Genomic DNA, 22,179 nt, shown 5'->3' on the forward strand with positions numbered 1-22,179 from the left:
CGCGGATCAGGCGGGGGTGCTCAGCCGTTCCACGGCCTGCAGCGCGGCGGCCCAGCCGGGGTGGGCGACGTCGATGAGCTGCAGGTGGTTCGCGCCCTCGACCCGCACGAGCTCCGACCGGTCACCGGCGGCCGTCGCGGCGGCGACGAAGTCCTCGCTCTGGGAGAGCGGGACCACCTCGTCGGCGGTGCCGTGCACACACACCGACGGCACCCCGAGCGGGACGGCCTCCAGCGGGCTGGTCGCCCGGAAGCGGGCCGGGTCGGCGCCCGGGGTCGCCGCGACGAGGTCGGCGACGGCGCCGTCGCCGAGCAGCGTCCCGCCGGCCAGGTCGAGCACCCCGGCCAGCGAGACCACCCCGGCCGGGCGGACCACGGGCGTCGCGCCCGGGTCGCCGGGGGCGAGCGTCGCGCGCATCGCCAGCCAGCCCGCGAGGTGCCCGCCCGCCGAGTGCCCGAGCACGACGAGCCGGCGCAGGTCGAGCCGGGTGGAGCGCAGGGTGGCGAGGTGGTCGGCGGCCATCGCGACGTCGTCGAAGGTGGAGGGCCAGCCGCCGCCGGCGCCCACCTTCCGGTACTCGATGTTCCAGACCGCGAAGTCCGCCGCCACCAGCGCGTCGACGACCGGGCGCATGATCGTGAGGTCGGTGCCGGCCCGCCAGAATCCGCCGTGCACGACGATCACGGTGCCGCGGGGCAGGTCCCGGCTCGCCGGGAAGGTCAGCTCGCCGAACTGGTCGGGCTGGCCGCCGTAGGCGATCCGCTCGGTCCGCGGGGCGGTCTCGTCGCGCGGGGGCCGCCGCGGGGCCGCGGGGGCGTCGTTGCCGCAGGCGCCGAGCAGCGGGGTGACGGCGAGGCCGGCCAGCAGCGCGCGGCGTCCGATCCGGGGAGCGTGGTCACTCACGCGGCGGATGATGACACCCGCGCCCGGTCCCCGACGACCGGTTCGCCGGATCGTGACGCGCGTCGGTCCCTCCGTGCCCTGCTCCCAGGGTCACCCTCGTAGCGCTCTACGCCCCGAAAGTTCCCCTGGGGGCATCCGGGGCGGGTCGGCGAGGGGGCTCAGCGGGCCCAGCGGCCGGTGCGCACCGCGAGCGCGCCGAGCGCGACACAGGCCGCGGTGGAGGCCCGCAGCACCTCCGGCCCCATCCGGACCGGGACGGCGCCGGCCTCGGCGAGGCGGTCGAGCTCGGCGTCGTCGACGCCGCCCTCCGGTCCGACGGCGAGCAGCACCTCCCCCGCCGCGGGCAGCGCGACCGAGGCGAGGTCCTCGCCCGCGGACTCGTGCAGCACCAGCGCGGTGTCGGCGGCACCGACCCGGGCGGCGAGCTGCGCGGTGGTCACCGGGCCCGCGACCTCGGGCTGCCACGGGCGGCGGGCCTGCTTGGCGGCCTCGCGGACGGTGGACCGCCAGCGTTCGAGGGCCTTCGCGCCGCGCGGGCCGTCGTCCCAGCGGGTGACGCAGCGGGCCGCCCTCCAGGGGACGAACCCGTCGGCGCCGGCCTCGGTGGCGGTCTCCACGGCGAGCTCGCCGCGGTCGCCCTTGACCAGCGCCTGCGCGACGACGACGCGGACCGCGGGTGCGGGCACCCGGGTCACCTCGTGCAGCCGCACGGTCAGCGCGTCCCGCCCGGCGACGTCGACGACCTCGGCGCGGGCGAGCCCGCCCCGGCCGTCGGACAGCACCAGCGCCTCGCCGGGGCGCAGCCGTCGCACGGTCGCGGCGTGGCGCCCCTCCGGGCCGTCGAGCACCGTGTCGGAGCCCGGGCCCGGGAGGGACCCGACGTCGTCGACCAGGAACAACGGCGCCGTCGTCACCGGGTCAGCGTCCGGTCCAGCTGTCGCGCAGCTTGGAGAACAGGCCGTGCCCGTTGCGGGAGCCGCCGATCAGGTCCGGCTGCTCCTCCCCGCGCAGCTCGGCGAGCCGGCGCAGCAGGTCGGTCTGCTCCTTGTCCAGCCGGGTCGGCACCGCCACCTCGACGTGCACGAGGAGGTCGCCGTGGCCGTCGATGCGCCCGGTGGAGCGCAGCCGGGGCATGCCCTTGCCGCGCAGCGTGCGGACCGTGCCGTGCTGGGTGCCCGCCTCGACGTCGATCTCGGCGACCGAGCCGTCGAGCAGCGGCAACGGCAACGTGGTGCCGAGCGCGGCCGCGGTCATCGGTAGCGGGAGCGTGCAGTGCAGGTCGGCGCCGTCGCGGGTGAACAGCTCGTGCGGCGCCTCCTCCACCTCGACGTAGAGGTCACCGGCGGGACCGCCGCCGGAACCGACCTCGCCCTGGCCGGACAGGCGCACCCGCATGCCCTCCGCGACGCCCGCCGGGATCTTGACGGCGACGGTGCGCCGCGACCGGACCCGGCCGTCGCCCGCGCACTGGCGGCAGGGGTCGGGGATGACCTCGCCGAACCCGCGGCAGGTCGGGCAGGGCCGTGCGGTGACGACCTGCCCGAGGAACGAGCGCTGCACGCTCTGGATCTCCCCGGAGCCGCCGCAGGTGTCGCAGGCGGTGGGGTGGGTGCCCTCGGCGCAGCCGGAGCCCTGGCACTGGGTGCACAGGACCGCGGTGTCGACGGCGAGGTCGCGCTGCACACCGGCGGCGCAGTCCTCCAGCGTCAGCTCCATCCGGATCAGCGCGTCGGCGCCGGGCTGGACCCGGCTGCGCGGGCCGCGCCCGCGTCCGCCGCCGGCGGTGCCGCCGAAGAACGCGTCCATGATGTCGCTGAACCCGCCGAACCCGGCGAACGGGTCACCGCCGCCACCACCCCCGCCGCGGGCGTCGAGGGGGTCGCCGCCGAGGTCGACGACCCGGCGCTTCTCGGGGTCGGTCAGCACCTCGTAGGCGGCGCTGACCTCCCGGAACCGCTCCTGTGCCGCGGGGTCGGGGTTGACGTCCGGGTGCAGCTCACGGGCGAGCTTGCGGTACGCCCGCTTGATCTCCGAGGCGTCGGCGCCGCGCTCGACGCCCAGGATCCCGTAGTAGTCGCGTGCCACCTGGCTCTTTTCCTCAGTGAAGTACGTACAACGACGATGAAAGGTCTACCGACCGGTCAGGATCTCACCCACGTACCGGGCGACCGCATGCACCGCCGAGATCGTGCCCGGGTAGTCCATCCGGGTCGGTCCGACGACGCCCATCCCGCCCAGCGGGGTACCCGATCCGTACCCCACCGTGACCACGGACGCGGTGCGCAGGTCCTCGGCCTCGTTCTCCTCGCCGATCCGGACCGTCACCAGCCCGGAGTCCTGCGAGGCCGCGAGCAGCCGCATGACCACGACCTGCTCCTCCAGGGCCTCCAGGACCTGGCGCAGCGAGCCGGGGAAGTCGGCGTGGCTGCGGGTCAGGTTGGCCGTGCCGCCCAGCACCATCCGCTCCTCGGGGTGCTCGACGAGGGTCTCGATGAGCACCGTCGCGAGGTGCAGCAGCGGGGTGCGCAGGTCCTCCGGGGCCGTCTCCGGCAGCTCGGCCACGGCCGCGGAGGCCTCGGCGAGCTTGCGACCGCCCAGGGCGTTGCCGAGGATCTCGCGCAGCCGGGCGACGTCGGCGTCGGCGAGCACGTCCCCCAGGTCGACGACGCGCTGGTCGACGCGCCCGGAGTCGGTGATCAGCACCAGCATCAGCCGGGCCGGGGTCAGCTGCACGACCTCGAGGTGGCGGACCGTGGAACGGGTGAGCGTCGGGTACTGCACGACGGCGACCTGGCGGGTCAGCTGCGCGAGCAGCCGCACCGAGCGGCGCAGTACGTCGTCGAGGTCGACGGCGCCGTCCAGGAACGTCTGCACGGCCCGTTTCTCGGCCGACGACAGCGGCTTGACCTGCGAGATCCGGTCGACGAACTGCCGGTAGCCCTTGTCAGTGGGTATCCGGCCCGCGCTGGTGTGCGGCTGCGCGATCAGGCCGTCCTCCTCGAGGACGGCCATGTCGTTGCGCACCGTCGCGCTCGACACCCCGAGATTGTGCCGGTCGACGATGGCCTTGGACCCCACGGGCTCCTGCGTCGACACGTAGTCGGCCACGATGGCCCGCAGCACGGCGAACCGCCGCTCGTCGGCGTTCATCTCCTCGCACCTCCCCCGGTGTGCCCCGTCCATTCTAGGCGCCGCCGTGGCCGCGCGGCCGGGGCACGCGGCGTGGCACGGTGGGCGGGGTGATGTCCGCACGCCGCTTCGGCCGGCGCTCCCTGCTCGTCGGTGCCGGTGCCGTCGCCCTGGTCGCGGTGGGCACGACCGACCGATGGCTCCCCGTCGGCGACGTCGCCGGGACCCCGGACCCGGCCGCGCTGCGGGCCCGGATCCTGGCGGGTGTCGTCCCCCACTCCGGCCTGGCGACGGCGACCGGCCGGCTCGGGCTGCCCACCGTCGCGCCGATCGGGTCCGCGGCCCGGCTGCTGTCCACGACCACCCGGATCCGCGTCCAGGTCGCCGACGCGGGCCGCTGGCGGGTCGACGAGCTGACCCCGGTCGGCGAGGTCGACACCTACCGCGACGGACAGGTCGAGCGGATCTGGGACTACGGCGCGAACCGGTTGACCACTGTCTCCCCGCTCGCCCCGGTGCGTTTCCCGCGGGCCTCGGACCTCGCCCCGGCCGACCTGGCCCGCCGGCTGCTCGGCGCGACCCCCGACGACCCGGTGACGGCGCTGCCGGCACGGCGGGTCGCCGGGCGGGCCGCGGCCGGGCTGCGGGTGACCCCGGCCGACCCGGACAGCCTGGCCGGGCGGATCGACGTGTGGTCGGTCCCCGTCGGCGACGGCGCCCTCCCGGTCGCGGTCGAGATCACCGCCCGGGACGGCGCGGGCCCGCTCCTGGAGACGGCGTTCGAGGCGGTGGACACCGCCGCGCCGCCGGCCGCGGCGCTGGTCCCGGCGCCGCCGTCGTCGGCGGAGCGGGTGCGGGCCCGTCCCGACGACCTGACCGGCTCGCTGCGCGGGGTCGGCGCGGTGCCCCCGCCGGACCGGCTCGCCGGCCGGGACCGGGTGGAGCTGCCGGTGTCCGGGGACGTCCCGGCCGCCGAGCTTCTGCCCGGGGTCGGTGTCTACGGCACCGGGGTCGGCCGGTTCGTGCTGGTCCCGGCCGCGCCGGAGGTCGTCGACGCGATCGTGCGCGGCTCGGCCGCCGCGGGCGGGGTGGACGTGGCGGGCCTGCCCGGCGGCTCGGCCGCCCGGGTGGCGACGCCCCTGCTCAGCCTGGTCGTCGCCCGTCGGCGACGGCGCGGGGTGCTGCTGGCCGGGACGGTGCGGCCCGGTGTGCTGGAGTCCGCCGCCGTCGAGCTGATGGGGACCCGCCGGTGAACGGCCCGGTGGTCGCGACGCACGCGGTGACCAAGCGGTTCGGCCGGGTCACCGCCGTCGACGGCGTCGACCTGGCGGTGCCCGCCGGCTCCCGGTTCGGGCTGCTGGGCCCGAACGGCTCCGGCAAGACGACGCTGGTGCGGATGCTGCTCGGGCTGGTGCACGCCACCTCGGGGTCGATCGAGGTGCTGGGTTCGCCGATGCCGCGGGCCGCCCGCACGGTGCTGCCGCGGGTCGGGGCGCTGGTCGAGTCCCCCGCCGCATGGCCGGCGCTGTCGGGCCGGGCGAACCTGACCCTGCTCGACGCGGCGGGCTCGGTGGGCGGCCCGCTGCACCGGCCCGCCGACCGGCGACGACGCGTGCAGGAGGCCCTGGAGCAGGTCGGCCTGGGCGGCGTCGACCGCCGCCCGGTGCGGGCCTACTCGCTGGGGATGCGCCAGCGCCTGGGCATCGCCTCGGCGCTGCTGCGCGCCCCGGAGCTGTTGCTGCTCGACGAACCGACCAACGGCCTGGACCCGCGGGGCATCGGCGAGATGCGCGCCCTGCTGACCGCGCTGAACGAGCGGGGCACGACCGTGGTGCTGTCCAGCCACCTGCTCGCCGAGGTGGAGACGCTGTGCACCCGGGTCGGGGTGATGGACGCCGGGCACCTCGTGCTCACCCAGGACCTCGACGAGCTGCGGGCACCGACCGGCCGGGTCGTCGTCCGCACCCCGGCCCCGGCGGCCGCGGCGCGGGTGCTCGGCCGGGCGCTGGAGTCCGCCGACGGCGACCGGCTCGTGGTCCGCGCCGTCGACCCCGCCGACCTCAACGCGCACCTGGTGCGGGCCGGGGTGCCGGTGACGTCGCTGGAACCGGAGTGCCGCACCCTGGAACAGGTGGTGCTGGAACGGACCGGTGACGGCTCGGACCGGGTGGCCACGGCCGGGCGGGGGGTGGCGCGGTGATCCTCGTCGAGCTCGCGCTGCTGCTGCGCCGCACCCGGGTGTGGCTGTGCTGGCTGCTGCTGTGCGCGCTGCCGGCGCTCGTCGCGGTGGTCGTGTCGGCCACCGGGATCCTCCCGCCGCCCGGGCAGGGGCCCGCGTTCCTGTCCGCGGTCGCGACGAACGGGCAGATCTTCCCGGCGTTCGCGCTGGCGCTGGTGCTGCCGATCCTGCTGCCGATCACCGTGGCGGTGGTCGCCGGGGACACCGTCGCCGGGGAGGCCGCCGCGGGGACCCTGCGCTACCTGCTGATCCGGCCGGTCGGACGGCTGCGGCTGCTGGTGGCGAAGCTGGTGTCGGTGGCGTTCTTCGTGGTCACCGCGGTGACGCTGGTGGTGCTGACGTCCTACGCGGTGGGGATCGCGGTGTTCGGCACCGGCACCACCACCGCCACCGGTGGTCTCACCCTGCCCCCGGTCGACGCCGGGCCCGGCTCGGTCGCGTCGCTGTCCGGGACGGTGATCGAACCGGTGGACCTGGCGACCCGGACCGGGCTGACCGTGGCCTACCTGGCGCTGTGCATGCTCACCCTGGGCGCGCTGGGGATCTTCTTCTCCACCCTGACCGACTCCCCGCTCGCGGCGGCGCTCGCGGTGCTCGCGGTCGTGGTGACCAGCGCGTCGCTGCAGGCCCTCGACGCCTCGGCCGCCTTCGTCGACTTCCTGCCGACGGCGCACTGGCTGGCCTGGATCGACCTCTACCGCGACCCGGTCCTCTACGACGCCGCCCGCACCGGGGCGTGGGTGCAGGCGGGCTGGGTCGCCGTCGCCGTCGGGGCGGCGTGGGCGAACCTGGCGACCAAGGACATCGCGAGCTGAGTGCCCGCCGCGCCGGCCCGTCTCAGCCCGCGGCGCGCAGGGTGCCGCAGGCGGCCGGGGCCTCGTCGATCGGTGCGGTGGACAGGGCACGGACGACCAGGCCGATCACGGCGTCGTCGGCGGGCAGGGCGCCGTGGTCCACGGTCGAGCCCGGGCACAGCTGCTGCAGCTCCACGTTGACCGCACCGTCGAGGCGGGCCGAGGTCGGCGGGGTGACGACCTGGTCACGGTCGGTCCACACCGACAGCCAGGGCACCACCGTCCCGGCCCCGGCGAGCTCCCCCAGCAGCGCCGACCCCGGGGCGAGCTGACGGCACGCCCGCGGGCACGCCTCCGGGGCCACGGCCGCGGCGGAGCCGGCCACCGTCGTCCCGGCCAGCGGGGAGCCGATCGACACGATCCGCCGGGCCCGGGCCGGGCCGTCGTCGCGGATCGCCCACAGCCCCGCGACGACGCCGCCCGCGGAGTAGCCGACGACGTCGACCGACGGCGCCCCGGCGTCGGTCGCGACGGTGACCGCCCGGTCCAGCACCTCCACCTGCCGGTCGAGGTCGCCGGTGCCGTCGCCGTCGAGGGCCAGTACGCGCGCATCGCGGCCCTGGGTGCGCAGGGCCCCGGCGAGGACCTCCAGGCCGGTGCGGTCGCCGCCGTAGCCGGGGACGAGCAGGACCGGGCCCGGCCGGTCCTGGGCGACGGGCCCGCCGGCTCCGCGGGACCCCTCGGGCAGGACCGCGACGACGGCGGCCACCACACCCACCACCACCAGCAGTGCGGCGACGACCAGCAGCGCCCGGCGGCGCGGGCTCACCGGGCCCCCGCCGGGGTGCCGGCGGCCGGGGTGTCGTCGGCGATCAGCAGGTCGGTGACGACCCGGTCGGCCAGCAGCCGTCCGCGGTCGGTCAGCACCGCGCGGCCCGCGGCGTGCGCCGCCGGGTCCAGCAGCCCCTCGGTGACGGCGCGGGCGGCGGCCGCGCGACCGCCGTCGTGCAGCAGGGTCAGGGCCATGCCCTCGGCGAGGCGCAGCCGCAGCATGACCCGCTCGGTGTGCCGCTCGTCCGCGGTGAGCTCCTCGCGACCGCCCTCGGGGGTCTCCCCCGCGGCGAGCGCGCCCGCCCAGCGCGCCGGGTGCTTGACGTTCCACCAGCGCGTCCCGGCCAGATGGGAGTGGGCGCCGGGACCGATCCCCCACCAGTCGCCGTCGCGCCAGTAGCCCAGGTTGTGCCGGCACTCGGCGCCGGGCAGCGACCAGTTCGACACCTCGTACCAGGACAGCCCGGCGTCGCGCAGCCGCGCGTCGAGCAGCTCGTAGCGAGTGGCGGCGACGTCGTCGTCGGGGGCGGGCAGCTCCCCGCGGCGGACCCGGCGGGCCAGCGCGGTGCCGTCCTCGACGATCAGCGCGTAGGCCGAGACGTGGTCCACCCCCGCGTCGAGGACGGCGTCGGCGGAGGCGCGCAGGTCGTCGTCGGTCTCGCCGGGGGTGGCGTAGATCAGGTCCAGGTTGACGTGGCCGAACCCGGCGGCCCGGGCCTCCCGGGCGGCGGCGACGGCGCGCCCCGGGGTGTGCGTGCGGTCCAGTACGGCGAGCACGTGCGGGGCGGCGGACTGCATGCCCAGCGAGATGCGGGTGAACCCGCCGGCCCGGAGCCGGTCGAAGAACTGCGGCGAGACCGACTCGGGGTTGGACTCGGTGGTGACCTCGGCGTCGGCGGCGAGCGGGAGGTGCTCGCGGACCGCGTCGAGCATCGCGACGAGCCGGTCGGCGCCGATCAGCGACGGGGTGCCGCCGCCGACGAACACCGTCTCCACGGTGCGGTCCCCCACGGTGCGGGCGGCGAGCGCGATCTCGGCGCGGGCGGCGGCGAGCCAGCCGTCCGGGGACGCAGCGTCGCCCGCGAGCTCGGAGGCGGTGTAGGTGTTGAAGTCGCAGTAGCCGCAGCGGGTCGCGCAGAACGGCACGTGGACGTAGAGCCCGAAGGCCGGCGGCACGGGGGTCACGTCCGGCGAGTGTGCCACCGCCGGGCCGGTCGGTGCCGGGCGCACCTCGGGCCCGGACCGCTCCCCGGCAGGTCCGGGGCGCACGGGACGGGCCGTTCGCGACGGGGTGGCATCCGGAGTCCCCGCGGTGGACCATGGGTTCCACCGGGCCCGTGACCCCGGTGATTCCGGGCGGACCGGACACCGCGCGGTGAACGTCCGGACCTATCCGCCCACCCCTCCCAGGATGCGAACATCACTTTGTGGCAGGTCCGGACACCGTGGCACCCTGTATCCGTGCCCGCACTCCGTCTCCGCCTCGTGGCGCGTCGCCACGTGGACCTGAACCGGACCCGTAGCGCGCTCTGTCGTCGTCGCTGACCCGACGGCCCCTCCCGAACCGCCCCGGGCCGCTCCGTGCCCTGTCCCGGGCCGGGGTGTGCCCGGTCCGCCCGACATCGGAGCACCCACCACATGGCGCCCTCGAAGACCGCACCCCGCCGCCCGAAGGGCCAGGGGCAGTGGAAGCTCGGCCACCGCGAACCGCTGAACCCCAACGAGCGCAGCAAGCGCGACGACAATCCGCTGAACGTGCGCGCGCGGATCGAGAACGTCTACGCCCGGCGCGGCTTCGACTCGATCGACCCCGCCGACCTGCGCGGACGGTTCCGCTGGATGGGGCTCTACACCCAGCGCAGGCCCGGGATCGACGGCGGCCGCACCGCGGCGCTGGAGCCCGAGGAGCTCGACGACGAGTACTTCATGATGCGCGTACGCCTCGACGGCGGGTCGGTGGACGTCGCCCAGCTGCGTGCGCTCGGTGAGGTCTCGCAGCGCTACGGCCGCGACACCGCCGACGTCACCGACCGGGAGAACATCCAGTACCACTGGATCCGCGTCGAGGACGTCCCGGCGATCTGGAAGCTGATCGAGCCGCTGGGCATGCAGACCACCGAGGCCTGCGGCGACTGCCCCCGTGTGGTCATGGGGTCCCCGGTCGCCGGCGTCTCGGCCGACGAGGTGGTCGACCCGACCCCGGCCATCGACGAGATCGTGCGCCGCTTCATCGGCGACCGCGAGCTGTCGAACCTGCCGCGCAAGTTCAAGTCCGCGATCTCCTGGCAGCAGGACGTCGCGCACGAGATCAACGACATCTCCTTCGTCGGCGTCGAGCACCCCGAGCACGGCCCCGGCTTCGACCTGTGGGTCGGCGGCGGGCTGTCGACCAACCCGCGGATCGCCGAGCGGCTCGGCGCCTGGGTCCCGCTCGACGAGGTCCCCGACGTGTGGCACGGCGTCATCCAGGTGTTCCGCGACTACGGCTACCGCCGCCTGCGCCACCGCGCCCGCATCAAGTTCCTCATCGCCGACTGGGGCCCGGAGAAGTTCCGCCAGATCCTGGAGGACGAGTACCTGGGCCGGAAGCTCGTCGACGGCCCCGCCCCGGCGGTCCCCGAGCGGCCCATCGACCACGTCGGCGTCCACAAGCAGAAGGACGGCCGCAACTACGTCGGCGTCGCCCCGCCGTCGGGCCGCGTGTCGGGCACGACGCTGCTCGCCGTCGCCGACGCCGCCGAGCGCGCCGGGTCGGACCGGATCCGGTTCACCCCGTACCAGAAGATCGTCGTGCTGGACGTCGCCGACGACAAGCTCGACGGACTGATCGAGGACCTCAACAGGCTGGGCCTGCCCGCGCGGCCGTCGACCTGGCGCCGCTCCACGATGGCCTGCACCGGCATCGAGTTCTGCAAGCTCGCGATCGTCGAGACAAAGGAACGCGCGATCCGGCTGGTCGAGGACCTGGAGAAGCGCCTCGCCGACGTCGTCCCGGACGTCCCGATCTCGCTGCACCTCAACGGTTGCCCGAACGCCTGTGCCCGCACCCAGGTCGCCGACATCGGCCTCAAGGGCCAGATCGTCACCGACGCGGGAGGCAACCAGGTCGAGGGCTTCCAGGTCCACCTGGGAGGCGGGCTGGGGCTGGACTCCGGTTTCGGCCGCAAGCTGCGCGGGCTCAAGGTCACCAGCGCCGAGCTGGGCGACTACGTCGAGCGCGTCGTGCGCCGCTTCGCCGAGCAGCGCGACGGCGACGAGCGGTTCGCCCAGTGGGTCCTGCGGGCCGACGAGGAGGACCTGAAGTGAGCGGGCGGGTCACGCCGTTCCACTGTCCGTACTGCGGCGAGGAGGACCTGCGCCCGGCCGAGCGGTCCGAGAAGGTCCCCGGCGCCGCCTGGTGGTGCGCGGGCTGCCTGCGCACCTTCGTCGTGACCTTCGTGGGGATCGGCGTCCCCGAGACCTCGGGAGCGGAATCATGAGTGTTGCCCTGGAGACCGACCTGCGCGCCACCGCCGAGCGCGGTGCCGCCGAGCTGGGCCCGGACGCGACCGCCGAGCAGCTGCTCGCCTGGGCCGCGGAGACCTTCGGCGACCGGCTGATCGTCGCCTCCAACATGCAGGACGCCGTGCTCGTCGACCTGGCCCAGCGGGCCCGGCCGGACGTCGACGTGCTGTTCCTGGAGACCGGCTACCACTTCGCGGAGACCATCGGCACCCGCGACGCGGTCGACGCCGTCTACCCGCGGCTGCGCATCGTGGACGCGCAGGCGGACCAGACGGTCGCCGAGCAGGACGCCGAGTACGGCAAGGACCTGTTCGCCCGCGAGCCGGACCGCTGCTGCGCGCTGCGCAAGGTCGTCCCGCTGGAGCGGACGCTGTCCGGCTACGACGCCTGGGTCACCGGCGTCCGCCGCGTCGAGGCCCCGACCCGGGCGAACACGCCGCTGGTCACCTACGACGAGAAGTTCGGCCTGGTGAAGATCAACCCGATCGCCGCGTGGTCCGACGAGGACATGGACGCCTACATCGCCGAGCACGGGATCCTGGTGAACCCGCTCGTCGACGCCGGCTACCCGAGCATCGGCTGCGCGCCCTGCACCGCGAAGCCGAAGCCCGGCGAGGACCCCCGCTCCGGCCGCTGGGCCGGGCGTGCCAAGACCGAGTGCGGGCTGCACGCATGACGACCCTGGAGGAGACCGCCGTGACCGCCGCCGTCACGACCCCGGCCCTGGACGCGCTCGACGCGCTGGAGTCCGAGGCGATCCACGTGTTCCGCGAGGTCGCCGGTGAGTTCGACCGCCCGGTGATCCTGTTCTCCGGCGGCAAGGACTCGACGCTGCTGGTGCACCTGGCCATCAAGGCGTTCGCGCCGGCGAAGGTGCCCTTCGGCCTGCTGCACGTCGACACCGGGCACAACTACCCGGAGGTCATCGAGTTCCGGGACCGGGTCGCCGCGCAGCACGGGCTGCGCCTGGAGGTCGCCCGCGTCGAGGACTACCTCGCCGACGGGCGGCTCGTCGAGCGCGCCGACGGCACCCGCAACCCGCTGCAGACCCAGCCGCTGCTCGACGCGATCGCCGAGCACCGCTTCGACGCCGTGTTCGGCGGCGGCCGGCGCGACGAGGAACGCGCGCGGGCCAAGGAGCGGATCATGAGCCTGCGCGACGCGTTCGGCCGCTGGGACCCGCGCAAGCAGCGCCCGGAGCTGTGGAACCTCTACAACGGACGGCACGCCGCCGGTGAGCACGTCCGCGTCTTCCCCATCTCCAACTGGACCGAGCTCGACGTCTGGCGCTACATCCGGCGCGAGGGCATCGAGCTGCCGTCGATCTACTACGCGCACGAGCGCGAGGTCTTCCAGCGCGACGGCATGTGGCTCGCCGAGGGCCCCTGGGGCGGAGCGCGCGACGGCGAGCGACTGGAGCGCAGGTCCATCCGCTACCGCACGGTGGGCGACGGCTCGTGCACCGGCGCGGTCGAGTCCACCGCCACCACCCTCGACGAGGTCATCGCCGAGGTCACCGCGTCGCGGCTCACCGAGCGTGGCGCGACCCGGGCCGACGACCGGCTGTCCGAGGCCGCGATGGAGGACCGGAAGAAGGAGGGCTACTTCTGATGGTCGACACCACTGCCCCGCGCGACCTGCTGCGCTTCGCCACGGCGGGCTCCGTCGACGACGGCAAGTCCACCCTGGTCGGGCGCCTGCTCTACGACACCAAGTCGGTGCTGGCCGACCAGATCGAGGCCGTCGAGCGCGCCTCGGTCGACAAGGGGATGTCGACGCCGGACCTGTCGCTGCTCGTCGACGGCCTGCGCGCCGAGCGCGAGCAGGGCATCACCATCGACGTCGCCTACCGCTACTTCGGCACGCCGACCCGGGAGTTCGTCCTCGCCGACACCCCGGGCCACGTCCAGTACACCCGCAACACCGTCACCGGCGCGTCCACCGCCGAGCTGGCGGTGCTGCTGGTCGACGCCCGCAACGGCGTGGTCTCCCAGACCCGCCGGCACGCCGCGGTGCTGTCGCTGCTGCGCGTCCCGCGCCTGGTCCTGGCGATCAACAAGATCGACCTGATCGAGTACGACCAGGCGAAGATCGCCGACATCGAGCGCGAGTTCACCGAGCTGACCCGCTCGCTGGGCTTCACCGACGACGCCGTCCAGGTCATCCCGGTGTCCGCGCTGGTCGGGGACAACGTGGCGTTCCGCAGCGGGAACACGTCCTGGTACACCGGGCCGACGCTGCTGGAGCACCTGGAGTCGGTCCCGGTCGACGGCCCCGACGCCGACGCCCCGTTCCGGATGCCGGTCCAGTACGTGATCCGCCCCAGGAACGGTGCCGAGTCTCGCTCCGCTGACGCTTCGCTCGGTGACCTGCACGACTACCGCGGCTACGCCGGCCAGGTCGCCTCGGGCACCGTCCGCCCGGGCGACGAGGTCGTCGTCCTGCCCGAGGGGCACCGCACCACCGTCTCCGAGGTCCGGACCGCCGACGGCCCGCTGGCCGCCGCCGGGGCGGGCCTGAGCGTGACGGTGCTGCTCGCCGACGACATCGACGCGCCCCGCGGCGCCCTGATCGCGGCCGCGTCCGACGTCCCGGAGGTCACCTCCGAGATCGACGCGACGCTGTGCTGGCTGGCCGAGAAGCCGCTGCTCCCGGGCGCCCGGCTGCTGCTCAAGCACGGCACCCGCACCACCCAGGTGATCGTCGGGGCGCTGGGGTCGCGGCTGGACACCGAGACGGTGTCCTACGCCGCCGCGCCGGAGAAGCTGGAGATCAACGACATCGGCCGGGTGTCGCTGCGCGTCGCCGACCCGCTGCCGGTCGACTCCTACGCCCGGGTCCGCACCACCGGCGGGTTCCTGCTGATCGACCCGCCGACGGGCAACACGCTCGCCGCCGGTCTGGTGGGCGACCCGCTCGCGGCGGTGCCGGCCGCCGGCTGACGGTGACCGCGCCCGACGGCCCCGCACCCGCTCCGGGTGCGGGGCCGCGGTCGTCCCCGGCCCCGCGACGACGACCGCGACCGACGGGCCCGTGGCGTCGCGATCCGGCGATGATCGCGACGAGTGAGGGGATCGGTGCCCGAACCGGCACCGATCCCCTCACTGCCGGCGATCACCGGGTGGCGCGACGGCGCACGGTGTCCGGACCGGCCCCGGTGTATCGGGTCACAGCCGCAGCCCACGACAGCGGGCCGACCCCGAAACCATCCCGACACCAGCTGGTCACAGCCGTTGTCCGGACATCTTCGCCGCGGTCCCGACCTGCGGACGTCGGCTTGTCGACACCCCGCTCGCGTTCCACCATGGATCGGTGACCACCACCGCCACGCCCACCGACCGGGTCCTGTCACCCGGCCGCTCGCAGGCGGATCCGGCGGTGTCCTGGCACCTCGTCGCGCACCTCGAGCGGTTCTGGCCGTCGCGCCGGCTCGACGCGTTCGACGAGTTCTGTCGCGCTCGCTGACCCGGCCCACGGCGCCGAGCGCCACCCCCACCACACCACCGGTCACCGTGACCGCGGCCGCCCCTCACCCCGCGTCCCCATCGGGACGTGCCGGGGCCCGGGACCGCGTCCACCGGCAGCCCGGGAAGGATCGTCCGTGCCCACACTCATCGTCTTCGCCCTCGTCGGCCTCGCCGCCCAGCTGGTCGACGGCGCACTCGGCATGGCCTACGGCGTCACCTCGACCTCGCTGCTGATCTTCGCCGGGATCAACCCGGCCACCGCGAGTGCCTCGGTGCACCTGGCCGAGGTCGGCACCACGCTCGCCTCCGGCGCCTCGCACTGGCGCTTCGGCAACGTCGACTGGAAGCTCGTGCTCAAGCTGGGCGTGCCCGGTGCGGTCGGCGCGTTCCTGGGAGCGACGCTGCTGTCGGCCCTGTCCACCGAGAACGCCGCCCCGTACATGTCGGGGATCCTGCTCGCCCTCGGCGTCTACGTCCTGCTGCGCTTCAGCGTGCGGCCGCCGAGGGTCGCCACCGCCCGCACCTCCCCGCACGGCGCCCGGTTCCTGTCCCCGCTCGGGCTGGTCGCCGGCTTCGTCGACGCGTCCGGCGGCGGCGGGTGGGGCCCGGTCTCCACCCCGGCGCTGCTCGGCGCCGGGCGGACCGCACCGCGCACCGTCGTCGGTTCGGTCAGCGCCTCGGAGTTCCTGGTGGCGCTCGCCGCGAGCGTCGGGTTCCTCGTCGGGCTCGGCCACGAGGTGCTCGACCCCTCCACCATCGGCGGGCTGCTGATCGGCGGGGTGCTGGCCGCACCGCTGGCGGCCTGGCTCGTCACCCGCATCCCGGCGCCGGTACTGGGCTCGGCGGTCGGCGGCGTCATCATCCTCACCAACGCCCGGACGCTGCTGCGGGCCGCCGACGCGAGCGGTCCGGTGACCGCGGGCGTCTACCTCGTCATCCTCGCGCTGTGGGCGCTGGCGATCGGTGTAGCGGTCACCCGGCTGCGCCGCAGCCGGACCGAGGGCGCGGCGTCCCCGGCCGAGGCGGAGCAGCCGGTCTCCACCGGCTGACCTCCCCACGGGCCGGACGGACGGGATGTACGGACATCCCGTCCGTCCCGTGGGCGACACCTTGTCCCCTTCGGTCCGACCGCGCACGATCGGGCCATGACCGCCCCGGTGTCCCGTCGCTGCGCGACGCACCCCGCGGTCCTCGCGCACCTCGCGCGGCACCGGGAGGAGTTCTGGCCGTCCCGGCGGCCGCACGCCTACGACGAGTTCTGTCCGCGGCGCTGACGCGCGCCCCGGGCCGGGTCGCGCGCCGTCCTGCGCCCGCACCCACCCGTCGTGAGGAACCCCATGTCCCGCACCACCTCCGGGGGTCACCCGTGAGCACCCCGTCCGACACCCCACCCGGCTCCCGCGCCGGGACCGACCGCGAGCCAGGGGACGTGCCCGCCCAGCGGCGTCTCGCCCTGAACGAGGACTGGGCCGCGACCGTCGTCGGCCTCCTGCTGCTCGTCCTGATCCTGTCCGGGCTCTGGCCGGGGTGGCTGGTCCCGTGACCGACCAGCACGCCGGCCGACCGGCCGAGCCGCACACCACGCCGCCGACCGCACCGCAGGCCGGGCCCGACACCGGGCCACCGGCGCCGACCCGCTCCCCCGTCCTGTGGGGGCTCGGGGGCGTCGCGGTCGTCCTCGTCCTCGGCGGACTCGTCCGCTTCCTCGAACAGACCGTCCCGGACGCCGCCGAGGGCACCGCGCTGTCCGGGATCGCCGACGCGATCGAGTACCCGGTCTACGCGATCGCGCTCGGGCTGCTCGGCAACGTCCTGCTCACCGTGACCGGGCTGCGCGAACGGCTCTCGGGCGGGTTCCGCACCGAGTTCTTCATCAAGACCGGCCTGGTCCTGCTCGGCGCCTCGATCGACTTCTCGGTCATCGTCCGCGCCGCCGGACCGGCCGTGGTGCAGGCGGTCGTCCTGATCACCGTGGTCTTCGGCTTCACCTGGTGGCTCGCCGGGCGGGCCGGGGTCGACGACAAGCTCCGCGCCCTGCTGGCGTCCGCGGTGTCCATCTGCGGGGTCAGCGCGGCGATCGCCGCCGCCGGCGCGGTGCAGGCCAGGAAGGAGCAGCTCGCCTACACGGCCAGCCTCGTGATCATCTTCGCCCTCCCGTCGATCTTCCTGCTGCCCGCGGCGGTCGGGGCGCTGGGCCTGTCCCCGGCCGTCGCCGGGGCGTGGATCGGCGGCAACATCGACACCACCGCCGCGGTCAGCGCGGCCGGGGCCATCGTGGGCGAGGAGGCGCTGCAGATCGCGACCATCGTCAAGACCACCCAGAACGCACTGCTGGGCGTCGTCGCAGTGGCACTGACGGCCTGGTTCACGCTGAAGGTGGAACGCAGCGGGTCGGCGGGCAGGCCGGGGCTGCGTGAGTTCTGGGAGCGCTTCCCGAAGTTCGTGCTCGGGTTCCTCGCCGCCTCGGTGATCGCGACGGTGTTCGTCGCGACCGCCGGGTCCGACGTCGCGAAGCCGCTGATCGGCGACGTGAACGCCTTCCGGACGATGTTCCTGATCCTGGCCTTCGTCTCGATCGGCCTGGAGTTCCGGGTGGCACCGCTGCGGGAGGCCGGATGGCGCCCGATCGGGGTGTTCGCCGCGGCGACCGGCGTCAACCTGGCCGTCGGCCTCGGACTGGCGGTCCTGCTGTTCTCCGGGCTCACCGTCTGAGGTCCCCGTCCCGCCCGGGCACGCCGGGCGGGACGGCTCAGGCCGCCGGGACGGCGCGGGACGCAGCGCCGGGCAGGGCGCCCAGCACGGCGCGGGCGACGGCGTCGTTGTAGCGCAGGCTCTGCGCGTTCATCCCGGGCCGGGTGAACGCCCCGGCGACCTTGACCGTCGTGTGCGGCCCGACCGCGAACCGTCGCTCGTGCACCCCGCCGTCCGCGGTGTGCAGCGCGCCGTCGGCCGGACGGACCGACAGCAGGCCGGTGTTGCGCAGCGGGGCGCCGTCGTCGTCGTGGAGGACCTCCTCGACGGCCTCGCCGCGGGCGAGCAGGCCGCCCAGCAGCCCGTCCACCGTGCGCGAGACGCTCGGGTCGGGCAGCCGGGCGTCGACCAGGACCCGGGTCGTCACCGGCGCCGCCCCGGCCAGGGTGGTGCTGGTGGCGTGGAAGCCGTCGGCGTCGATGTCGACGCTCATCCCGGCGCCCAGGAACCGCAGGTACCCGGCACGGGACAGGGCGAGCATCTGGCGGACCCGGAAACCGGGTGGGCCGGAGGCGACCGAGTTGAAGAACGACTGCCACCACGGCATGTCCCTCGCCCGCGAGCGCGGCGAGAGCACCCCGGACCCGGCCAGGCGGGTGGTCTCGGTGTAGACCGACAGCATCGCGACGAACGCGCCGAGGTGCGGGGTGTGCCGCTCGTCGACGTGCTGGCGCAGGTCCTCGGCGATGCGTTCGCGCACCAGGGGTTGCAGCGCCTCGAGGTCCGGGGCGTGCACGCCGTCGAGCGGACGGTCCAGCGCGGTCAGGTCGAGCCGGTCGAGCGGGTCGGGCACCAGCTCGGCGATCAGCGCCGCCTCCTCGGGCGAGCCGTGCGCGACGGCGGAGAACCGCCCGGCGAACTCGTCCCACCCGGCGCGGACGCGGTCGGGGTGGCCGACGAACAGCTCGTGGTACCAGCCCCAGCCGATCTCCTTGGCCATCAACGGCCACACCCGGGTGGCGACGTCGACCGGGCCGCCGGAGGCGATGAGGTCGTCGGTGACGTCGGGGCCGAGGAACCGCGGCAGCGGCGGACGCCCGGCCCGTAGCTGGTAGTGGGTCTTGGAGTGGTAGGTCGCGCCGCGCGGGGACCCGCCGACGAGCACCGGCTCCCGCCCGCACGGCTCGTACCGCAGCCGGCCCGGGTCGGCGTCGTCCGGGTCGGGGACGAAGCGCCCGCCGCGCCCCTCGAACAACAACACCACGAGGTCGACGAACGCCAGCCCCAGCCCGCGGGCCAGCACGGTCTCGCCCGGCGCGATCACCGACAGGTCGGAGTCGGAGGTCTGCTCCGGGGGCAGGTAGCGCAGGCCGAGCTCGTCGGCGCGGGCGGCGAGCGCGATCTCGTCGTCGGTGGGGGTGGCGTCGAGGTGCCCGGAGGCGAGCACGACGGCGTCGCCGCGCAGGACGGTGCCGTCGGCGAGGGTCACGACCTGCCTGCCGTCGGTCTCGTCGAGGGCCTCGGCGGTGGTGCGGTGCACGTGCACCCGCATCCCGGCCGGCGCCCGGCCCACGACCTCGCGCAGCACCGCGGCGAGGTAGTGGCTCTGCAGCCGCCGTGACGGGAACGTCGACGCCGTGACCTGCGCCAGCTCGTCGGCGAGCTCCGGCCCGAGCTCGGCCCCCGGGTCGCCGTGCTCCCGCAGGTCCTGCGCCCAGTCCCAGAACGACGGGCCGGGTGCCACCGGGCCGTCGCAGACGACCGAGGAGTCGGTCCACATCGTGACGTCGGCGGCCATCGAGTTCATCGCGAGCAGCGGGGACTGCGCGTGCCGCCAGATGCGGCCCGCCCCGGCCGGGAACGGGTCGACGAGGTGGACGTCGACGCCGGGTCCGGCGAGGGCGTCGGACAGCAGCTCGGGCGCACTCGCGACCATGCGCTCCAGCACGCCGGCCCCTCGGGGGCCGGCGCCGACGATCACGACGGACGGGGCGTGCGGGCTACGGGACATCGGGGCGCTCCTGGGTCGGCGGGCGGAGGGGGACGACCCCTCACGGCGCCCACCGCAGGCGGCACAGGTCGACGTGCCTGCGCCTCACCAGCCGGAGACCCATGGATGCCACGGTAGGTCGCCTCCCTCGCCGTGGCCACCCGCCACGGTCGGTCCACCGGCCTCAACACCGCACCGGGCCTCCGGGATTCCGCACCCCGTCCGTCAGCGCGGGCCGGTGGCGGCACGGTCGTCAGGCGGCCGGGCCGGCCAGGGTGACGTGCAGCGGCCGGTCGGTCCCCGCCGTCGCGGCGACCGCCTCGGCGAGGATCTCCAGGACCGTCGCGTGGGTGCCGGGGTCGGCCGCGGCGAGCGGACCGTCGGCGACGACGAGCTCGACGGGTCCGGCGGGCAGCCAGGACAGATCGCCCAGGCAGTCCGCCAGCGCGTCGAGGTTGTGGCCGTAGTACTCGGGGAAGCTCAGCGCCCGGCCGAGGGCGGACAGGACCGCGGCGCGGTCCGCGACCCCCTCGACGACGGCGACGAGACCGGAGCCACCGGCACGCCCCCGGGCCGCGTCGACGGCGGGGGCGGTTCCGGCGCTCTCACGGGGAAGGGTGCTCACCTCGAGACGTCTACCACGACGAACGAGGCGTAGTGGTCGGCCGTGTAGTAGTACTCCCCGCCCGATCCGGTGACGATCCGCCGGGCGCCGCGGGTGCTCGCGCCGGGGGTCGGCACGGTGAACTCCTTGTAGTAGCCCGAGGACTTCGCGGGCAGGATCCCCTCCCGGTTCTGGAAGGTCGTCCCGTCCTGGCTGTACGGGTACGGCCCGCCGGAGCGGATCAGCCGGTAGGTGTCGGTGGCCTGGGACGGCAGCGACGACAGCGCCCGCACCGGCAGCCCGGACTCCTGCTCCCCCGGCACGGCGGCCGGGGCGACGGGAGCGGCGACGGCGGCCGGCACGGCCGGAACGGGTGCGGCGGCGGCCGCGGCGGGCAGGGCGAGGCCGAGGGCGGCCAGAACGGCGACGAGTGCCCCGACGATCAGGGCGCGCGTCCCGGGCCGCGCATCCGGTCGAATGATCATGGTCCGGACGCTAGGCCGGGTCACCCGTTCGAGTACAGACGTCGCGACGAACCGCCACCGTCCCGTCACCCGCTGTTTCCACGGCTGCCGCGACGACCACCCTCCGCTCGCCCGCCGACCGCATCGGCGGGCCGGTGACGGGCCATGATCACGACCGGTCACCGCGTAGGTGCATCCGGTCACCGTGTCCTGCGTCGCACCCGTGTTCTACGCGCAGTAAAAGCGCGTTGAAGCGGGTACAACGGAGCTCGAGAGACCAGGAACGACTGCGCATGACACGCCCCGATCCCGACACGTTCAACGGAGAACGTCGCATGACCGCAGAGCTGATTCACCCCCTGCCCGAGGCTCCCGCACCCGTGGAGCTCCCGGCACCCCAGACCGGCCGCTCGACCGTGGACCGGCTGCTGGACTCGATCGACGACCTGGTGCGCCGGCACCGCGCGCTCGCCGCGCACGACGGCGCCTCCGCCGCCCTGCACGCCGAGCTGATCGCGGCCGAGCTGGACCAACAGGTGGCGATCCTGCGGACGATGCCCCGCCAACCCGGCAGCTGACCCACGCGGGTCAGAGCTCGGCCGCCGCCGGGATGATCTCCGATCCGAACACCCGCAGCGGCTCGATCGTCGCCACGTCCGGCACCACCGTGTGCACGTGCTGCACACCGAGTGCCGCATAGCCGCGCAGCTCCTCGACCGCGGCCTTCGGGTCGGCCGGGTCCAGCCGCGCCATGACCGTCTTCTCGATCTCGTCGTAGTCGCGCCCGACCTCCTCGCAGCGGGTGCGCAGCACGTCCAGCTTGCGCTCCAGCTCGGGACCGCCGAACAGGTTGCACGCGTCGGCGTACTGCGCGACCAGGCGCAGGGTCTTCCGCTCCCCACCGCCGCCGATCAGGATCGGCGGATACGGCCTGCGCAGCGGCTGCGGCGTGTTCAGCGTGGCGCCGAGCCGGTAGTGGGCCCCCTCGAAGGGGCCGTCGTCGTCGCTCCACATCTGACGGGCGATGCGCAGCGTCTCCTCCAGCCGTTCGAACCGCTCCGCGGTCGGCGGGAAGAACAGCCCCAGCCCGGTGGCCTCCTCGTCGTTCCAGGCGGCGCCGACACCCAGCATCGCGCGGCCCTTCGACAGCACGTCCAGGGTGGTCACGGCCTTCACCAGCAGGGCGGGGTCGCGGTAGGTCACCGCCGTCACCCACGCCAGCAGGTCGACCTTCTCGGTGCGGGCGGCCAGGTAGCCGAGCACGGTGTAGGCCTCGAGCATGTCCGTCTCGACCGGCCCGACCGGCCGGATCTGCCAGAGGTGGTCCATGACGCTCACCCGGGAGAAGCCCTGCTCCTCGGCCGCGACGGCGATCCGGGACAGGTCGTCGGCCAGGCCCGCCGGTCCGGCCGGGTAGGTGAAGTCCGCGATGTGCAGTCCGATCCTCACGGCATGTCCTCTCGTAAACGGAGCCAACTCCGTTTCGAGCCTAGCCCGCTCCCCGCGACCGGCGCCACCGCGCCCATCGGACCGCGGGCGTCGCCGGTTCGGTCGGCTCCGTCA

At 75.0% G+C, this 22,179-nt stretch carries 24 protein-coding genes; 14 read left to right on the plus strand and 10 right to left on the minus strand.

The features are described 5' to 3' along the window. Positions 1-6: 6 nt before the first annotated feature. The 4 genes from KPF22_RS20960 to hrcA all read right to left on the minus strand — a co-directional run bounded on the left by KPF22_RS20960 (position 7) and on the right by hrcA (position 4,053). The gene (locus KPF22_RS20960) at positions 7-903 is read right to left on the minus strand and encodes a S9 family peptidase (RefSeq protein WP_224403079.1); all 897 of its coding nucleotides are present in this window, start codon (positions 901-903) and stop codon (positions 7-9) included. Positions 904-1,061: 158 nt separating this feature from the next. Beyond that, complete coding sequence (locus KPF22_RS20965) at positions 1,062-1,817, minus strand: 16S rRNA (uracil(1498)-N(3))-methyltransferase (protein WP_224403080.1); 756 nt, start codon at positions 1,815-1,817, stop codon at positions 1,062-1,064. A 4-nt stretch (positions 1,818-1,821) separates the two neighbouring features. Further along, complete coding sequence (gene dnaJ, locus KPF22_RS20970) at positions 1,822-2,988, minus strand: molecular chaperone DnaJ (RefSeq protein ID WP_161151755.1); 1,167 nt, start codon at positions 2,986-2,988, stop codon at positions 1,822-1,824. Between the two features lie 45 nt (positions 2,989-3,033). Then, positions 3,034-4,053, minus strand: coding sequence for a heat-inducible transcriptional repressor HrcA (gene hrcA / locus KPF22_RS20975; protein WP_208824747.1), 1,020 nt, complete (start codon positions 4,051-4,053; stop codon positions 3,034-3,036). A 92-nt stretch (positions 4,054-4,145) separates the two neighbouring features. Here hrcA and KPF22_RS20980 point away from each other — a divergent pair, with 92 nt between their 5' ends. From KPF22_RS20980 to KPF22_RS20990, 3 genes are read left to right on the plus strand one after another with little or no spacing between them, the layout of a single operon-like run. After that, complete coding sequence (locus KPF22_RS20980; RefSeq protein WP_224403081.1) at positions 4,146-5,285, plus strand: hypothetical protein; 1,140 nt, start codon at positions 4,146-4,148, stop codon at positions 5,283-5,285. Then, positions 5,282-6,232 (plus strand): ABC transporter ATP-binding protein, encoded by a 951-nt coding sequence (locus tag KPF22_RS20985; RefSeq protein ID WP_224403082.1) that lies wholly within the window; start codon positions 5,282-5,284, stop codon positions 6,230-6,232. Before KPF22_RS20980 ends, KPF22_RS20985 begins: the two co-directional genes overlap by 4 nt. Further along, positions 6,229-7,086 carry an ABC transporter permease gene (locus KPF22_RS20990; protein WP_062401494.1) on the plus strand — a complete coding sequence of 286 codons (858 nt, stop codon included), beginning with the start codon at positions 6,229-6,231 and terminating at the stop codon, positions 7,084-7,086. Before KPF22_RS20985 ends, KPF22_RS20990 begins: the two co-directional genes overlap by 4 nt. Positions 7,087-7,108: 22 nt before the next feature. On the opposite strand, the gene KPF22_RS20995 is transcribed toward KPF22_RS20990, so the two are convergent. Together KPF22_RS20995 and hemW are read right to left on the minus strand one after the other, a co-directional pair. After that, positions 7,109-7,894, minus strand: a complete 786-nt coding sequence (locus KPF22_RS20995) for a triacylglycerol lipase (protein WP_224403083.1) — start codon at positions 7,892-7,894, stop codon at positions 7,109-7,111. Beyond that, on the minus strand, positions 7,891-9,081 hold the full coding sequence (hemW, locus tag KPF22_RS21000) for a radical SAM family heme chaperone HemW (protein ID WP_224403084.1): 1,191 nt from the start codon (positions 9,079-9,081) through the stop codon (positions 7,891-7,893). The genes KPF22_RS20995 and hemW overlap by 4 nt, the downstream gene beginning before the upstream one ends. 453 nt (positions 9,082-9,534) lie before the next feature. Between hemW and KPF22_RS21005 the strand changes: the two genes are divergently transcribed. The 10 genes from KPF22_RS21005 to KPF22_RS21045 all read left to right on the plus strand — a co-directional run bounded on the left by KPF22_RS21005 (position 9,535) and on the right by KPF22_RS21045 (position 17,579). Then, complete coding sequence (locus KPF22_RS21005; protein WP_224403085.1) at positions 9,535-11,202, plus strand: nitrite/sulfite reductase; 1,668 nt, start codon at positions 9,535-9,537, stop codon at positions 11,200-11,202. Then, complete coding sequence (locus KPF22_RS21010; protein WP_062401491.1) at positions 11,199-11,375, plus strand: hypothetical protein; 177 nt, start codon at positions 11,199-11,201, stop codon at positions 11,373-11,375. The genes KPF22_RS21005 and KPF22_RS21010 overlap by 4 nt, the downstream gene beginning before the upstream one ends. Further along, complete coding sequence (locus KPF22_RS21015) at positions 11,372-12,076, plus strand: phosphoadenylyl-sulfate reductase (protein WP_224403086.1); 705 nt, start codon at positions 11,372-11,374, stop codon at positions 12,074-12,076. Before KPF22_RS21010 ends, KPF22_RS21015 begins: the two co-directional genes overlap by 4 nt. After that, positions 12,073-13,011, plus strand: a complete 939-nt coding sequence (gene cysD, locus KPF22_RS21020; RefSeq protein ID WP_208824758.1) for a sulfate adenylyltransferase subunit CysD — start codon at positions 12,073-12,075, stop codon at positions 13,009-13,011. The genes KPF22_RS21015 and cysD overlap by 4 nt, the downstream gene beginning before the upstream one ends. Then, positions 13,011-14,342, plus strand: coding sequence for a sulfate adenylyltransferase subunit 1 (locus KPF22_RS21025; protein WP_224403087.1), 1,332 nt, complete (start codon positions 13,011-13,013; stop codon positions 14,340-14,342). Before cysD ends, KPF22_RS21025 begins: the two co-directional genes overlap by 1 nt. Positions 14,343-14,712: 370 nt before the next feature. Next, positions 14,713-14,865: a hypothetical protein gene (locus KPF22_RS21030; protein WP_208824762.1), complete on the plus strand. Its 153-nt coding sequence runs from the start codon at positions 14,713-14,715 to the stop codon at positions 14,863-14,865. Positions 14,866-15,001: 136 nt separating this feature from the next. Next, positions 15,002-15,916 carry a sulfite exporter TauE/SafE family protein gene (locus KPF22_RS21035; RefSeq protein WP_208824764.1) on the plus strand — a complete coding sequence of 305 codons (915 nt, stop codon included), beginning with the start codon at positions 15,002-15,004 and terminating at the stop codon, positions 15,914-15,916. A gap of 96 nt (positions 15,917-16,012) precedes the next feature. Then, positions 16,013-16,141, plus strand: a complete 129-nt coding sequence (locus tag KPF22_RS32265; RefSeq protein ID WP_255625042.1) for a hypothetical protein — start codon at positions 16,013-16,015, stop codon at positions 16,139-16,141. Between the two features lie 92 nt (positions 16,142-16,233). Beyond that, complete coding sequence (locus tag KPF22_RS21040; protein ID WP_208824766.1) at positions 16,234-16,410, plus strand: hypothetical protein; 177 nt, start codon at positions 16,234-16,236, stop codon at positions 16,408-16,410. Further along, positions 16,407-17,579, plus strand: a complete 1,173-nt coding sequence (locus KPF22_RS21045; protein WP_224403088.1) for a YeiH family protein — start codon at positions 16,407-16,409, stop codon at positions 17,577-17,579. The genes KPF22_RS21040 and KPF22_RS21045 overlap by 4 nt, the downstream gene beginning before the upstream one ends. Before the next feature lie 37 nt (positions 17,580-17,616). Here the strand turns inward: KPF22_RS21045 and KPF22_RS21050 are convergent, their stop codons facing one another. From KPF22_RS21050 to KPF22_RS21060, 3 genes are all read right to left on the minus strand, one after another. Then, a complete protein-coding gene (locus tag KPF22_RS21050) occupies positions 17,617-19,569 on the minus strand; it encodes an FAD/NAD(P)-binding protein (RefSeq protein WP_208824768.1) in 1,953 nt (650 codons plus the stop codon). 232 nt (positions 19,570-19,801) lie between these two features. After that, positions 19,802-20,173, minus strand: coding sequence for a barstar family protein (locus tag KPF22_RS21055; protein ID WP_208824770.1), 372 nt, complete (start codon positions 20,171-20,173; stop codon positions 19,802-19,804). Beyond that, the gene (locus tag KPF22_RS21060; protein ID WP_224403089.1) at positions 20,170-20,637 is read right to left on the minus strand and encodes a ribonuclease domain-containing protein; all 468 of its coding nucleotides are present in this window, start codon (positions 20,635-20,637) and stop codon (positions 20,170-20,172) included. The genes KPF22_RS21055 and KPF22_RS21060 overlap by 4 nt, the downstream gene beginning before the upstream one ends. A 314-nt stretch (positions 20,638-20,951) precedes the next feature. Here KPF22_RS21060 and KPF22_RS21065 point away from each other — a divergent pair, with 314 nt between their 5' ends. Continuing rightward, the gene (locus KPF22_RS21065; RefSeq protein ID WP_208824775.1) at positions 20,952-21,194 is read left to right on the plus strand and encodes a hypothetical protein; all 243 of its coding nucleotides are present in this window, start codon (positions 20,952-20,954) and stop codon (positions 21,192-21,194) included. A 10-nt stretch (positions 21,195-21,204) separates the two neighbouring features. On the opposite strand, the gene KPF22_RS21070 is transcribed toward KPF22_RS21065, so the two are convergent. Then, on the minus strand, positions 21,205-22,065 hold the full coding sequence (locus KPF22_RS21070; protein WP_224403090.1) for an LLM class F420-dependent oxidoreductase: 861 nt from the start codon (positions 22,063-22,065) through the stop codon (positions 21,205-21,207). Positions 22,066-22,179 lie beyond the last annotated feature (114 nt).

The sequence above is a fragment of the Pseudonocardia sp. ICBG1034 genome (assembly GCF_020131375.1).
Classification (GTDB): domain Bacteria; phylum Actinomycetota; class Actinomycetes; order Mycobacteriales; family Pseudonocardiaceae; genus Pseudonocardia; species Pseudonocardia alni.